This window comes from Methyloglobulus morosus KoM1, from assembly GCF_000496735.2.
GTDB lineage: Bacteria > Pseudomonadota > Gammaproteobacteria > Methylococcales > Methylomonadaceae > Methyloglobulus > Methyloglobulus morosus.
The window spans coordinates 1-13,015 of the sequence record NZ_AYLO01000044.1 but is presented as its reverse complement, the minus strand read 5'-3'; the positions used below and the strand labels follow the sequence as shown (position 1 = coordinate 13,015).

Below are 13,015 nucleotides of genomic sequence, written 5' to 3'. Positions count from 1 at the left end.
TAAACAATACGTTAGCTAAGCGTACTAACTAACCTTTAAGCAGGGACGGATTCTTTGTGCTCAAGCTTAGCAAGCCGTGCAGACAATAGTTCTTCGAGGGCTTCCAGTGCTTTTTCAAAACCCAAAATACCTTCCGCCAATTTATCGTTGGCCATACGGTTTTCTTGGTGCATACGATCAAAAGTGGCTTTATCCATCGATATTTTTTCGATAGATTTTTGTGCGGCTGTTTGCGGATCAAGTTTACGTGGCAATTCGCCTTCTGTTGATTGCAACTCGGACAGCAAGGACGGGGCAATGGTCAATAAATCAACGCCAGCCAGTTCGGTTATTTCGCCGATGTTACGGAAGCTCGCTCCCATCACTTCGGTCTTGTAACCAAATTTTTTGTAATAGTTGTATACATCGGTTACTGAAACAACACCGGGATCTTCAGCGGCCGGATAGGAATCACGTCCGGTATCTTTCTTGTACCAGTCCAGGATACGTCCCACAAAAGGTGAGATCAAGGTGATGCCGTTCTCTGCACAGGCAATGGCCTGGTGCAAGCCAAACAACAAAGTCAGGTTGCAGTGGATACCTTCTTTTTCCAATACCGCTGCCGCTTGTATACCTTCCCATGTCGAGGCGACCTTAATCAACACACGTTCTTTGGAAATGCCTTTGGCTTCGTATTGAGCAATAATTTCACGGCCTTTTGCGATGGTCGCCTCGGTGTCGTAAGATAGCCGGGCATCCACTTCCGTCGAAACACGGCCCGGTATTATCTCCAGTATTTTTAAACCGAAAGATACCGCCAAACGATCAAACGCCAAAGAAGCGACTTGTGCGGATGTTGCATCATTGCCAAGGGAATTCCTGGCGGCTTTCAAGGTATCGTCAACAATATCCTGATATTGCGGCATTTGCGCCGCAGCCGTAATCAAGGATGGGTTTGTCGTTGCGTCTTGGGGCTTGAAAGTTTCAATGGCTTGGATGTCGCCGGTATCAGCCACAACAACAGTCATTTCTCTGAGTTGTTCAAGTAAATTCTTAGCCATAATGTGTGTACCTTTCGTAAAGTTAGAATTTTTTTGGGGATGAAATGCTACCACAAAAACCCGCAAAAGAGAAGATTGCAGGGTGACGCATTTAGTAAGGGCGCTTGATTTCTTGGCTTGATTAATGCTATCGAAACAGCTGTCAAGCCACTGCTTCTAGCGAATTATGCCCGTTTCAACAAGTACCGATCGACACCCGTTGGCGCGGATGCCATGGCCTGCTTTACAGAACGGCCTTGTCTTTCAAGATACCTGGAAACCCCTGTGACACTTTCTTTTGCAATGGAAACAACGGACTCTTGCCTTTCAAGATACCTTGAAACGCCGGTAGCAGGAGCAAAGCTGTTCGCAGGGATAAACTCCCCTTCCAAAAGTTTTACCGTACTGTGGTCTACCAACCTCAGCGTATCTTTATTTATTTGATCAAGCTGAGCTTGTTTAGCCAAGTATTTCGCAACGCCAGATAGGGCTGGCTTATTGCTTTCAATCGCTGATTGCCCTGCCAAATAACGCGCCACGCCACTTTGCCCCAGATTTTCTTTTGGTTTCGGTGTATTTTTGACAATGGGTTGTTTTGCCAAATAGCGAGATACTCCTGTAAGGGTCGGTTTCTTGCTTTGAACCAGTTCCTGATCTTTTAGGTACTTGGCCACTTTACTCAACTTTACAACAGGTTTCTGGCTATCCAACACTATTTTCTTGTTAATATATTTGGATACGCTGGTCGCTTTAGGTCGTTTTTTTAACAACTCCGCCTGTTCTTGTATGTACCGACCCAACCGTGTAGTTGCAGTCATCTCAACGGCTTGTTCGTATTGCAACTCATCTGAGATCTTGGACGACTCATAAGCTGCTTCCGCAGATTCTCTAGCAGCCTTTGCAGCTGCCAAATCAGCTTCCTTGTATTGTTGAATTTTCACGGCAATAGCCTTTTTCTTGGCAATTAAGTCTTGTTCTGCCTGATATTTTGCGACACCCGTCAACAGGTCCAAATTAGGTGCCGCCAATGCCTGCTTGGCTAAGTATTTGGCAACCCCTGATTTTCTTGGTGCAATAGGTTGTTTTGCCGCTTGGGCAAGATACTTTGCAACACCCGTTGGCAACGGTGCATTTCTGTCGGCTATGGCCTGCCGTAAAACATATTTAGCCACTCCGGTAATTGGGTGCTTTTCTTGTTTCTTCATGTATTTGGCAACGCTTGTCACCAAAGGCGCTGCGAGCAAATATTTAGCCACCCCAGTAAGGCTGTTATCTTCAGCCTTTATGACCGCAGGTAAATGTTTGGGAAGCACTTCTTGAATCTCCCGAACTTTGGCTCGTTTTCCAAACGAAAAAAAGCCAGTCATCGCAGGAATAACCGCCACGCCAAAGTTGGTTTGATTCATTAATTACCCCTTGTTACGCATGTATTTTTCAACGCCAGTAGCAGCTTTGCGTGTCGAAGACGTAGCAGACTGGTCGTGGCTTGCCAAGTATTTTGCTACGCCAGTCGCAGCAGAGGACGGCGCGGCTTTTGCGTTTTTCTCCAGATATCGGGTTACACCAGTTCCTGAAGTTTTAAGCACATACCTAGCAACACCAGTAAGCCCACCTGCTTTCGGTGCAGATGCACTGCTTTTTGCAGTTGCACCTAAGCCTGCGCCTTTCTTAAACAAGATATAGCCTGCAATGCCTAACACGATTAAACCCAGGAAATAACCTGCTGAGTAATCATCTTTCGCTGTTGTGGCCGCAGCTTCACTCACAGCCGAACCTGAATCAGCAACTGACGATGAGGATGATCCTGAACCTGGGCTAGCTTCGGTATGTTTGTAATCTGCATCAGAATAGAGGACTTTAGGCTCAAAGTTTGCGGCAGGATATTGGGAATCACTACTACTGGAAGAGCCCGAAGACGATGCACTAGTTGATGAACTTGGACTGCTCGCTTGCTTTCCTGCCTCTTCATCTTGAAAAACCACTTTGGGTTGAAAATCAGATGCTGGATACTTGTCTTCTGCACCCGCTACACTGCTAACCAGCAGGAGCGCAGCAAATACACTTTTGGTCAAATCAATATTTTTCACGCTATTCACCCTATAAGTCGTAATAAATAGGCAGAAACTGTTTTTGTAATGTCTCTGTCCGCAGTTTTGTAACAAATTCTTTGTCTTGGATGTGTTAAAGCACCGCCTCTACGTGCTTGACTACATTTTCGACCGTAAAACCAAACTCCTTGAATAATTGACCTGCTGGCGCGGATTCGCCAAAGCGGTTTAATCCAACAATCTTGCCATTAGTGCCCACATATTTCCACCAACCATCAGTAACGCCCGCTTCCACTGCGACGCGCTTGCTGACCGCCACAGGCAATACCGATTCCCGGTAGGCTTCATCTTGGGCGTCGAACAAGTTTGTCGACGGCATAGAAACCACTCGGATTTTCTTGCCCTTTGCCGCTAATTCATCAGCGGCTTTAACAGCCAGTTCAACTTCCGATCCGGTTGCAATAATGATTGCGTCCGGCGTACCACCCGCATCTTTCAGGATATAACCGCCACGGTAGATGCCTTGTAATTGCTCCGCAGTACGGGGCATGTGCGGCAAATTCTGGCGCGAGAACACTAAGACGCTAGGGCCATTCTTGCGCTCGATTGCCGCCCTCCAGCAAGCTGCCGTTTCGACCGCATCACAAGGGCGCCAGACTTGCATATTAGGGATCATCCGCAAGGTAGCCGTTTGCTCAACTGGTTGATGGGTCGGCCCGTCTTCACCGAGGCCGATAGAATCATGGGTATAGACAAAAATGGAGCGGATTCCCATCAAAGCCGACATACGCACCGCATTACGGGCATATTCCGAGAACATGAGGAAAGTGGCGCCAAAGGGAATCAAACCACCGTGCAAGGCAATGCCGTTCATGATGGCAGACATGCCGAACTCACGGACACCGTAATTGACATAATTGGCATCAGGCTTATCCGCCCGCATGGGCTTGTGGCCTTTCCATTCGGTCATATTGGAGCAACCCAAATCAGCCGAACCGCCAAAAATTTCGGGCAACAAATTGGCATAACCTTCGATTGCAGCCAAGGAAGAAAGTCTAGTCGCGGTCGTTTTGGCTTCGTCATTGACGGCACTGATAAACTTATCCGCATCAGCCGCCCACGTTTTGGGCAAATCGCCGTTCATGCGCCGTTCAAATTCTGCTGCTAATTCAGGATAAGCCGCTTTATACGAAGCAAACTTGACATTCCAGTCTTGTTCCGCTTTTGTGCCTTTTGCTTTTGCATCCCAGCCTGCGTAGACATCGGCAGGAATTTCAAATGGCCCGTGATCCCAACCTAATGCCGCTTTCGTCAAATTGACTTCTGCATCACCCAGGGCTGCACCGTGGCAAGCATGCGTACCCGCCTTGTTTGGCGAGCCAAAGCCAATGGTTGTTTTGCAGCAAATCATTGTCGGTTTGTCAGTCATCGCCTTTGCCATTTCAATGGCCTTGGCAATTGCATTAGCGTCATGACCATCAACATCAGGTATGACATGCCAACCGTAAGCTTCAAAACGTTTTGGCGTATTATCGGTAAACCAACCCTCGACATGACCGTCAATCGAGATGCCGTTATCATCCCAGAACGCAATCAAATTACCCAGGCCCAGTGTTCCAGCCAAGGAACAAGCTTCGTGCGAGATACCTTCCATCAAGCAACCGTCGCCTAGGAATACGTATGTTTTGTGGTCAACGATTTTATGACCGTCTTTATTGAACTGGGCTGCCAATGCTTTTTCAGCAATTGCCATACCTACTGCATTGGTGACGCCTTGACCGAGCGGCCCTGTGGTGGTTTCAATACCGGGCGCATAGCCATATTCAGGATGGCCTGGCGTTTTGGAATGCAACTGCCGGAAATTTTTAAGCTCTTCGATAGGAAGGTCATAACCCGTCAAGTGCAATAATGAATAAATCAACATCGAACCGTGACCATTGGATAAAACAAATCTATCACGATTGGCCCACTTAGGATTGACGGGGTTGTGCCGAACGTGGTCATTCCACAACACTTCGGCAATATCCGCCATACCCATCGGCGCACCTGGATGTCCAGAGTTTGCTTTCTGTACGGCATCCATGCTCAAAGCGCGTATGGCGTTCGCTAGTTCACGACGCGAAGTCATAGTTATCTCCTGTTGTAATTATTCTTAGTGTGACTTTAACGCTTATCCGGCTCGCCACTTTAACTTAATTTTTATTATCCTCGCGAAATACGAACGAATGATCTTTTTCATCCGTCCGTAAATCGATTGGGTTATTCCAAATTGGCGTGCCTTTCCCTCATGACTTCCTCGGCAATCCCCTTCTCATGGATTATGTGCGAAACAATGGCTTCCAGGAAGATCAAGGTGGACAGTTCGAAAACCGTTCCCATTGGCATACCGACCACTTTCCCATATTGGTCTGGGCTGCCAACCGCAAACACGGCATCAGCCATATCACCGATAGTTGAGCTGCTTTTGGCAGATATCAAGACAATTTTGGCCCCAACTTTTTTCGCGCTTTTGGTAAAAGCGATCAATTGCTCGGTTTCACCTGAACCCGAGATAATGATTAACAAATCCCCATTTTTGATACTGGGAGTGACAATTTCGCCGACCACGCTAACATCGTAGCCACCGTGCACCAACCGCATCGCAAAAAAATTGCCTACCAACTTAGAACGACCTGCACCAGCGATAAATATACGCCTTGCGCTATCAAGCATTTCTGTCAGCCTGACATCATGAGACTTGTCGGTCGCATCTAGGATGCTCGATATTTTATCTATGATAAGTTTCTGATGCATATCAGTCCTTATTATGCCGCGTCAACCAATTCACGGATCTCACGAGCCGCTTCTGCAGGAGATGGAGCGCCATAAATTGCCGCACCAACCACGATAATATTCGCGCCAGCTTGAACAACGTCTTGCACAGTGGATTGTTTAATACCGCCAGCAACTGAAATTCTGACAGGCAAGCCTAATCTTGCGATATCGCTCAAATCAGCAAATGGAGTGTGGCCAGCCGCCTGAGCGTCAAGACCGGTGTGTACGCCAACAATTTGTGCGCCTAGATCAGCAGATGCTTTAGCGCAGCCAATCTTGTCGTCAACATTGATGAGGTCGATTTGGGCTTCTGCACCGTGTGCGTTAGCCGCTTTAACGACACCGGCAATCGTTGCGAGACCCGATACGCCTAATACTGTGCAGATATCCGCACCCGCCGCATAGAAAGGGGTCGCTTCATATTCGCCAGCGTCCATCGTTTTAAGGTCAACAAGAATTAACTTGTCTGGGAATCTTGAACGTAATTCTCTAACAAGGTTAACGCCGTTGTGTTTAATGCAAGGAGTTCCGATTTCAAAAATGTCAACATAAGGTGCCACTTGGGTAGCAAGCCCTACTGTTGCGTCGAAATCTAATGAATCTAATGCCATTTGGATTAATGGTTTTGCCATGGTACGTGCTCCGAAGGTTATAATAATTGTTGCTTACATATTCGTTATGCGGCGGTAACTTTAAAGTACAAAGGGGACGGATGTCAATGCCCATTGCTCAATACCGCCGTGTCGCTAATGCCTATAATTCTTCCTTAAAATTAAAATAGCTTGATTATTCAAGGGCTGGTATTGCTTTTGTAAAGTTATTCATGGTAAGAACTATAATTCCCGCGTCGCACTGAACTTAATATCCGGCCAACGCTCCTCTGTGAGTTGGAGGTTGACCCTGCTAGTGGCAAGGTAAACCAGGTAGCCGCCGCCATCCTCGGCTAGATTCTCATATACCCTGGCCTTGAACTCCTCTAGCTTTGTCGGCTTGTCCGAGCTTACCCAACGCACCGTGGAAATGGGGGCGTTGTCGTAAACGCACTCCACATTGTATTCCGCTTTTAACCGGTATGCCGTCACATCAAACTGCAAGATACCCACGGCGCCTAAGATAAGGTCGTTATTCTTTAGGGGCTTGAATAACTGGGTTGCGCCCTCTTCAGTCAATTGTACCAGCCCTTTTTGTAGGGCTTTCGCCCGTAATGGATCTTTCAAGACAACGCGTCGGAACAATTCCGGCGCAAAATACGGAATACCCCCATATTTCAGGGCTTCCCCTTGGGAAAACGTATCGCCGACCTGGATCGTCCCGTGATTATGCAGGCCGATAATGTCGCCAGGGTACGCTTCTTCGATGTTCTTTCGGGTATCCGCTTGGAAGGTAATGGCATTGCTGACTTGAACTTGCTTGCCGATGCGGACATGATTAATCTTCATACCCTTATCGAATTTTCCTGAACAGACCCGCAAAAACGCCACCCTGTCCCGATGCGCGGGATCCATATTGGCCTGAACCTTAAATACAAAACCCGTGAACTTATCTTCTTCCGGCGCGACCAATCGCTGTTCCGCTTGCCTTGGCCTGGGTGAAGGCGCATATTCGGCAAACGCGTCCAACAATTCCAGGATACCAAAGTTGTTGATTGCAGAGCCGAAAAACACGGGCGTAAGCTTACCCGCCAAATAATCGGCAAGATTAAATTCATGGCTTGCGCCTTTGACCAAGTCAATCTCTTCCCTTAACTCATCGGCCTGGTCATTTAACAATTCATCCAGTTTGGGATTATCCAGCCCTTTAATGACTTCGGCTTCGGCAATTTTTCCACCGTGCTGGGCACTGAACAAATGGATTTCATCCTTATATAAATGATAAACCCCCTTGAAACGCTTGCCCATGCCGATCGGCCAAGTCATGGGAGCACATTTGATGTTGAGGACATTCTCCACCTCGTCCATCAGCTCAATAGGCTCTTTCCCTTCCCTGTCCAGCTTATTGATAAAGGTCAATATCGGCGTAGTCCGCAGTCGGCACACTTCCATCAGGTTAATCGTCCGTTCTTCAACGCCTTTGGCAACGTCTATCACCATCAACGCCGAATCAACCGCCGTTAAAGTACGATAGGTGTCTTCGGAAAAATCCTCGTGTCCTGGCGTATCCAACAGGTTGATAATGCAGCCTTTATGCTCAAACTGCATCACCGAAGTCGTCACGCTTATGCCCCGCTCTTTTTCCATCTCCATCCAATCCGAGGTCGCATGGCGAGCCGCTTTCCGTCCCTTTACCGAGCCCGCAAGCTGTATCGCCCCACCAAACAGCAACAGTTTTTCCGTGATGGTGGTTTTGCCCGCATCGGGATGGGAAATGATGGCGAACGTGCGTCGCCGCTTTGATTCTGTGGTTATTTCTGTTTCTGACATAATCGTATGAAAATATGACCATTAGGTACATATTTTAAGGAATCCCTGAACAAGTCCTTCGACAAACCCTAGACGAACGGTAAGGCGTTGATTCCGTTCGTGGTGAGCCTGTCGAACCAAGGATGGAATCAACTTGTTCAGCGTTTCCTTAAGAATAAAATTTGAATGTGTTGAACCGGACACCAATAAATGAATATTGGACAATCCTAACCATTTGCGCTTTCGCAAAAAATGGACGCACAACATATCCAACTGAATTTAAAGCCGCGAATTCTACCGGATTTACCCGCGTTAAGGAACTAATTGCCCATGTGTTTTCATGATTCGGTCACGCAAGGCATTAACTGCAAAGATGATTACGCTTGCCAACGCCCGCTGAGAACCGTACTCCATTTCCCTAATGCTTTCAGGAAAGTCGAACAATTTATCACCCACCAAACCGCCGCCGCACCATAACCGTAATGGATGGCAAACAACCAACAACAGGGAATCCGCAAGATATTTAATGGTGCGGACCAATAAAATATCGCTTTGGTTTTGCCCGCGCCGCTTAAGATGCCTTCCGCCAACGCCTCGTAAGCGACAAACAATTGCGAAAAAGCCAATATCTGCGCGTAAAGCACCGCTTGCTCCAGCACTTCCGCATCGTTGGTAAACGCCCTAGCCAGCACTTCCCCACCCCACCAGAATACGGCAGACGCCAATAATCCGAATAAAGTCACCAGCCTGAACGCCAAGCGGATGGCATGTTTAGCCTTAGCCAGTTCCCCTGCGCCCAAGGAGCGCCCGACAATGCTGGCTATCCCCATGGAAAAGCCCCAAAACACCGGCCAGGTAAAGCCTTCCAACACGGAAAAACCGATACCCAAAGCCGCATTGACGGCAGGCCCCAAGGGCGAAATCACCCAACGCAGCAACGCCCAATAAACCCCGGCGAACACCAATGTACCCCAGCACATCGGCAACCCCACTTTGATGATGCGTAACACATGATGATTCAGCCGAAAAGTTCCGTGATCGAAACCTTGGGTGCGCGACAATACGACAAGACCGATTGAAAGCGCTACCGCCTGACTTATGCCTGTCGCCATTGCCGCGCCGCCTATGCCAAAACCAAGCATATAGATAAAGACAGGGTTCAACAAAAAATTGAGTAATGAAGCCGTTATTTGCAGACCCAGCACGACCTTGGTTCGTCCGTACGCAATAAAAATGGCATCCAAAGTCGGCATGACGGCTTGCGGCAAACAATAAAGTGCGTGCCAGCGCAGGTAAGTTTCGGCTTGCGCGGCAAGGTCGCCCTGCAAACCTAAGCTCTTGACCGTTAAGGGAGCGAACAGGCCACTAGCCGTCAAAATAATTATGCCGGCAGATGCCGCCGCCGTTAACGCACTGCCGATGAGATTCTTTTGTTCCTGGACATTCTCGGCACCCACCGCACGGGCCACCAAGGCAATCGCACCCGACGCAAAGATGGTGTAACCCGCAAAGAATGCGATCAGCACAAACGTACAAGACGCAATGGCGGCCTGGGCATCCACGCCCAGCCACTGCACGGCATGTTGGTCGATGACGCGGTAAGCGTTATTCAGCATCGCCGACAAGGCGGCTGGGAAGGTCAAATAGATAAGGCTTTGGGTGCTTATCCCCTCATCCTGGCTACTTTGTTCGGCCTGCTGGCTTGTTTTCATTGCGATAAACGGAAAGGGAAGATAACGCTAACCTAACGCATAATAATAACCGTTTACCTCAAGATGACAGCTATGTTTTATAGATTCTGATGATGAGCGCCAGGGAACGAAACTTATCAGATACGATAAGCGAACGGCTACAAAAAAACGAATAGCTGACCCACGGAAATTAACGATACAAACATTAAATCCACCTAAGAGGACACACGGGAAATATTCCGTTGAGTACGAAGCGGTATACCAACTTGACCTATTCGGCCCTCCGTTTTAACGGATATTTTGATATTTTTGTAAACTACCGTAGATTATCGGCAATTATTGGATGTTTGTTGCAATCTGGCGGCAATATACCTGGCGTTAGCACACCAGGTATAACTAGGATTAAAATTTTATTGGCCTGATTTAGAAGGCCGTTTGGAACGAGACCGTTCCTTTAACAAGAGAACTATACCTGTCATCAGGGCAACGGGAATTGTCGCGTTAGCGGCATCCATTTCTGGAGCAGCAGCGGGAGAACATCCATTCGCTTGACCACCACTCGCTATACAGCCTGTAATTGAGGCCGCTGCCCAAACTTGACCGGTAACCAACAATGAAAACATTGCAATTAACATCAATTTTTTTGTCAATTTCATAAATTAACCTCTTTTTTGAAAAAAAGTCGAACTTCAATTTGCGGCTTTTCATACGCAATCGGTAGTTCGACTACTTTCCTGATAATGGGTGTCAGGATCCGCGACTTTCTGCCACTGCCTTACGACAGTTTTAGCCTATCTTCTCAGATATAATAAACCAAAATTTATTATCACATTTAAATAAATGACATTGTGTAACCACAAGAGCTGCCCTACTCATTATGCGATTAACCCGTAAGACAGTTTCGCGCTAGCAAACCGTCATAACCAGAGCAGATAAAGTCGATTGTTACACCGATTTTGCGAGTACGCTTTTTTGGGTCGTGCTAAAATTAACCTACCACGATAAAACAAGCATACTGGAGTTTTTATGCCTTCTATTCAATCTATTGAACGAGCAATTGAACAATTGCCAGCTCACGAGTTAGCTGAATTTCGCCAATGGTTTGCCAAGTTTGATGAGTCTGCTTGGGACGCACAAATAGAAGAGGATGCAAATGCAGGAAAACTGGACGCCTTAGCAGCGGAAGCGCTTGCTGATTATCAAAATGGCAAGGCTCGTGAGCTTTGAAACATTTCACATCGGCAAAATTCTGGCAATATTCGATGCTTTGCCAATTGAACCAGCAACAGGCCCGTAATAACTACGAGCTACTTAAACAAAATCCTCACCACCCTTCGTTACAATTTAAATCCGTTAAAAATGGGGCATTCCGTAGTGCCCGCGTTAGCTTGGGTTATCGCGCCCTTGGTGTTCCTGTGGATCAGGGCGTTCAATGGTTTTGGATTGGTAACCACGCAGACTATGATAAATTGCTTGCCTGACAAAACGCTCAACCGGAGCGCGGCCTTCTGGCGCTTTATATGTTTCAAGCTCGTGGGCCGCGCCCGGTTAGCTTGGTGTTAGGCCTCAGAGAGAATCCAGTGGCGAACCTCGAACTCCGCTTCCCTCCCCCCTTCGTCGCGCTAGTCACCATCGTATTGATGTGGCTTTTGTCCCATACACTGCCCAAAACCAACGCATTCGGGACGACCCGAATTCCGGTTGCAATGGGTCTCGCTATACTGGGAGCCGCATTCGCAGTGTCTGGGGCTACGCAATTCAAGCGTGCGCAGACCACAGTGAATCCACGAAGGCCGGAAGGCACGTCTATTCTGGTCACGAATGGAATCTATAGAATAACGAGAAACCCGATGTATGTTGGGCTCATGCTAGTCCTAATGGGTTGGGCCGCATTCCTGGCATCCCCAGTGTCCTTGGGTGGAGTGGTCGCCTTCATTGCGTATATCACTCGGTTCCAGATCAAACCCGAAGAACGGATTCTTCTTGAGAAATTCGGCGAAGAATACCGAACCTACATCTTGGGGCGGCGCAGATGGATTTGAGCACGTAGGGTGCTGTAAACGCAGAGGACCACAAGCCGGGCTTGAAACCAGCCGTTCAAATACCCCAAGTTTTAGGCGATTTTAGATATTAGGTTAAACTAAGCTTTCCTCATAACAACAATATTGGACAACATATGAAAAAGTTTAGTAGTTATGTTCTGGCGGCTTTTACGACATTGGCGCTATTTTCGTTTCCCAATGCCTATGCACATACGGCAGCGCAGAAATTTGGCAGGGGCTTGGCTGGAATGACCTGTGGCTTCCTTGAGATACCGGGCAATATTGTTCAGGAAACACGCGCTAGAGGGGCGATAGGTTTCCCTCTCGGCTTGGCAAGGGGTTTGGGGATGACAGTAACCCGTGAACTGGTCGGCGTTTATGAATTTGTTTCTGCACCTTTTCCTGCACCGTCAGGCTTTCGCCCGATTTTAACGCCTGAATACCCGTGGGATTATTTTCATTAAACTCGGTTTCTTTATTGTTAAGGAAACCCTGAACACGTTGATTCGGTTCATGCCCTTCGGCTTGCTCATGAGATCGTTTGACAGGCTCACCACGAACGGTATCAACGCCTTGCCGTTCGGCCTGGGCTTTCGGGGAGTCGCTATTTTTGCGAAAGCTTGTTTTGGGCATCCCAGCCCAAGCAAGCGGCAAAAACTTAACGCGACCGCTCATGCCTTCGGCGCCCCAGCCGTCCTGCTACGCTAGCCATCGACCACCAACAGCGGCCGATGACGGCGCTGCGCAAATGACTCGACGCGATTTCGTATGGCTTTGCATTTTCACTCCAGCGCTGACGCACATCCGTGAAAACGCCCAGCCCTATCGCTTCTGGGGACTACTCGGCTTCCCGCCTCGCAGCGGTCGAAGGGCTTTTTTCTCATTCCCACGCCCCTGCGTCACTGCCATTAAGTTAAGAAATACTTTATATTAAAAACAGTGAGATAATTAACCTATTTAAAGTAAGTTATGAGTAAAAAACGTGCACAATCCATCTTAGCC

14 protein-coding genes and 1 riboswitch are annotated in these 13,015 nt (G+C 47.9%); of the genes, 5 read left to right on the top strand and 9 right to left on the bottom strand.

The genetic code is table 11. The annotated features are described in order from the left end of the window. Nucleotides 1–35: 35 nt before the first annotated feature. From MGMO_RS06055 to MGMO_RS18910, 9 genes are all read right to left on the bottom strand, one after another. Nucleotides 36–1,040 carry a transaldolase gene (locus tag MGMO_RS06055; RefSeq protein WP_023494155.1) on the bottom strand — a complete coding sequence of 335 codons (1,005 nt, stop codon included), beginning with the start codon at nucleotides 1,038–1,040 and terminating at the stop codon, nucleotides 36–38. Nucleotides 1,041–1,204: 164 nt separating this feature from the next. Continuing rightward, nucleotides 1,205–2,425 carry a hypothetical protein gene (locus tag MGMO_RS06050; RefSeq protein WP_023494154.1) on the bottom strand — a complete coding sequence of 407 codons (1,221 nt, stop codon included), beginning with the start codon at nucleotides 2,423–2,425 and terminating at the stop codon, nucleotides 1,205–1,207. Between the two features lie 3 nt (nucleotides 2,426–2,428). Next, the gene (locus tag MGMO_RS20275) at nucleotides 2,429–3,106 is read right to left on the bottom strand and encodes a hypothetical protein (RefSeq protein WP_023494153.1); all 678 of its coding nucleotides are present in this window, start codon (nucleotides 3,104–3,106) and stop codon (nucleotides 2,429–2,431) included. Between the two features lie 94 nt (nucleotides 3,107–3,200). Beyond that, complete coding sequence (gene tkt, locus MGMO_RS06040) at nucleotides 3,201–5,195, bottom strand: transketolase (RefSeq protein ID WP_023494152.1); 1,995 nt, start codon at nucleotides 5,193–5,195, stop codon at nucleotides 3,201–3,203. 131 nt (nucleotides 5,196–5,326) lie between these two features. Beyond that, nucleotides 5,327–5,860 (bottom strand): 6-phospho-3-hexuloisomerase, encoded by a 534-nt coding sequence (gene hxlB, locus MGMO_RS06035; RefSeq protein ID WP_023494151.1) that lies wholly within the window; start codon nucleotides 5,858–5,860, stop codon nucleotides 5,327–5,329. A gap of 11 nt (nucleotides 5,861–5,871) precedes the next feature. Next, on the bottom strand, nucleotides 5,872–6,513 hold the full coding sequence (gene hxlA, locus MGMO_RS06030; protein ID WP_023494150.1) for a 3-hexulose-6-phosphate synthase: 642 nt from the start codon (nucleotides 6,511–6,513) through the stop codon (nucleotides 5,872–5,874). Between the two features lie 201 nt (nucleotides 6,514–6,714). Continuing rightward, the gene (locus tag MGMO_RS06025; protein ID WP_023494149.1) at nucleotides 6,715–8,301 is read right to left on the bottom strand and encodes a peptide chain release factor 3; all 1,587 of its coding nucleotides are present in this window, start codon (nucleotides 8,299–8,301) and stop codon (nucleotides 6,715–6,717) included. A 356-nt stretch (nucleotides 8,302–8,657) separates the two neighbouring features. Continuing rightward, nucleotides 8,658–9,992: an MATE family efflux transporter gene (locus MGMO_RS06020; RefSeq protein WP_023494148.1), complete on the bottom strand. Its 1,335-nt coding sequence runs from the start codon at nucleotides 9,990–9,992 to the stop codon at nucleotides 8,658–8,660. A gap of 389 nt (nucleotides 9,993–10,381) precedes the next feature. Continuing rightward, a complete protein-coding gene (locus tag MGMO_RS18910; protein WP_023494147.1) occupies nucleotides 10,382–10,627 on the bottom strand; it encodes a hypothetical protein in 246 nt (81 codons plus the stop codon). A 57-nt stretch (nucleotides 10,628–10,684) separates the two neighbouring features. Then, a riboswitch (cyclic di-GMP riboswitch) is annotated at nucleotides 10,685–10,772 on the bottom strand. Nucleotides 10,773–10,997: 225 nt separating this feature from the next. Between MGMO_RS18910 and MGMO_RS06010 the strand changes: the two genes are divergently transcribed. The 5 genes from MGMO_RS06010 to MGMO_RS19895 all read left to right on the top strand — a co-directional run bounded on the left by MGMO_RS06010 (nucleotide 10,998) and on the right by MGMO_RS19895 (nucleotide 12,721). Further along, nucleotides 10,998–11,198: a hypothetical protein gene (locus tag MGMO_RS06010; RefSeq protein WP_023494146.1), complete on the top strand. Its 201-nt coding sequence runs from the start codon at nucleotides 10,998–11,000 to the stop codon at nucleotides 11,196–11,198. A 35-nt stretch (nucleotides 11,199–11,233) separates the two neighbouring features. Further along, the gene (locus MGMO_RS21245) at nucleotides 11,234–11,452 is read left to right on the top strand and encodes a ParE family toxin-like protein (protein WP_023494145.1); all 219 of its coding nucleotides are present in this window, start codon (nucleotides 11,234–11,236) and stop codon (nucleotides 11,450–11,452) included. A gap of 39 nt (nucleotides 11,453–11,491) precedes the next feature. After that, complete coding sequence (locus MGMO_RS06000) at nucleotides 11,492–12,013, top strand: methyltransferase family protein (RefSeq protein ID WP_023494144.1); 522 nt, start codon at nucleotides 11,492–11,494, stop codon at nucleotides 12,011–12,013. 134 nt (nucleotides 12,014–12,147) lie between these two features. Further along, nucleotides 12,148–12,477, top strand: coding sequence for an exosortase system-associated protein, TIGR04073 family (locus MGMO_RS05995; RefSeq protein WP_023494143.1), 330 nt, complete (start codon nucleotides 12,148–12,150; stop codon nucleotides 12,475–12,477). Nucleotides 12,478–12,544: 67 nt separating this feature from the next. Continuing rightward, nucleotides 12,545–12,721 (top strand): hypothetical protein, encoded by a 177-nt coding sequence (locus MGMO_RS19895; protein WP_161808467.1) that lies wholly within the window; start codon nucleotides 12,545–12,547, stop codon nucleotides 12,719–12,721. Nucleotides 12,722–13,015: the final 294 nt, after the last annotated feature.

What these genes read in the sequence shown, in the direction of transcription:
- MGMO_RS06010 (WP_023494146.1), top strand. Translation starts at nt 10,998, where the DNA reads ATGCCTTCTATTCAATCTATTGAACGAGCAATTGAACAATTGCCAGCT.
- MGMO_RS05995 (WP_023494143.1), top strand. Translation starts at nt 12,148, where the DNA reads ATGAAAAAGTTTAGTAGTTATGTTCTGGCGGCTTTTACGACATTGGCG.
- MGMO_RS19895 (WP_161808467.1), top strand. Translation starts at nt 12,545, where the DNA reads ATGAGATCGTTTGACAGGCTCACCACGAACGGTATCAACGCCTTGCCG.
- MGMO_RS06020 (WP_023494148.1), bottom strand. Translation starts at nt 9,992, where the DNA reads ATGAAAACAAGCCAGCAGGCCGAACAAAGTAGCCAGGATGAGGGGATA.
- hxlA (WP_023494150.1), bottom strand. Translation starts at nt 6,513, where the DNA reads ATGGCAAAACCATTAATCCAAATGGCATTAGATTCATTAGATTTCGAC.
- hxlB (WP_023494151.1), bottom strand. Translation starts at nt 5,860, where the DNA reads ATGCATCAGAAACTTATCATAGATAAAATATCGAGCATCCTAGATGCG.
- MGMO_RS18910 (WP_023494147.1), bottom strand. Translation starts at nt 10,627, where the DNA reads ATGAAATTGACAAAAAAATTGATGTTAATTGCAATGTTTTCATTGTTG.
- MGMO_RS06025 (WP_023494149.1), bottom strand. Translation starts at nt 8,301, where the DNA reads ATGTCAGAAACAGAAATAACCACAGAATCAAAGCGGCGACGCACGTTC.
- MGMO_RS06050 (WP_023494154.1), bottom strand. Translation starts at nt 2,425, where the DNA reads ATGAATCAAACCAACTTTGGCGTGGCGGTTATTCCTGCGATGACTGGC.
- tkt (WP_023494152.1), bottom strand. Translation starts at nt 5,195, where the DNA reads ATGACTTCGCGTCGTGAACTAGCGAACGCCATACGCGCTTTGAGCATG.
- MGMO_RS06055 (WP_023494155.1), bottom strand. Translation starts at nt 1,040, where the DNA reads ATGGCTAAGAATTTACTTGAACAACTCAGAGAAATGACTGTTGTTGTG.
- MGMO_RS21245 (WP_023494145.1), top strand. Translation starts at nt 11,234, where the DNA reads ATGCTTTGCCAATTGAACCAGCAACAGGCCCGTAATAACTACGAGCTA.
- MGMO_RS06000 (WP_023494144.1), top strand. Translation starts at nt 11,492, where the DNA reads ATGTTTCAAGCTCGTGGGCCGCGCCCGGTTAGCTTGGTGTTAGGCCTC.